The sequence below is a fragment of the Enterovibrio norvegicus DSM 15893 genome, assembly GCF_900115495.1.
Classification (GTDB): domain Bacteria; phylum Pseudomonadota; class Gammaproteobacteria; order Enterobacterales; family Vibrionaceae; genus Enterovibrio; species Enterovibrio norvegicus.
Window position 1 is genome coordinate 7,552 of sequence record NZ_FOWR01000066.1, and the last position, 364, is coordinate 7,915.

Annotated in this window: 1 protein-coding gene; it reads right to left on the minus strand. The window is 59.3% G+C overall.

The window, feature by feature from the left end; all coding sequences use genetic code 11:
• A partial coding sequence (locus BM082_RS25015) for a calcium-binding protein (protein ID WP_167550933.1) occupies window positions 1–364 on the minus strand: 364 nt, incomplete at both ends.

Consider the following 364-nt stretch of genomic DNA (forward strand, 5'->3'; position numbering starts at 1 on the left):
TGGCCATCAAGGTGGTCATTGCCATCACCGCCACGCAGGGTATCGTTACCTGTCCAACCATAAAGGGCATCGTTACCGGCAAGGCCGTGCATGTCATCATTGCCCCATTGGCCATGCAGTTGGTCATTGCCGTTGCCACCATTGAGGTGGTCATCGCCATGGCCGCCGACGAGGACGTCATCGCCGTCTTCCCCCCACAGGCCATCGTTGCCATTCCCACCTTCTAAGCGGTCATTGCCCCATTGGCCGTAGAGTTTGTCGTCATGCTCGCCGCCGTCGAGGTGGTCGTTACCGTGACCGCCAGCGAGGACATCATTCCCGTCTTGGCCGTAAATGGTGTCGTTGTGGTTGCCGCCGTCGACAG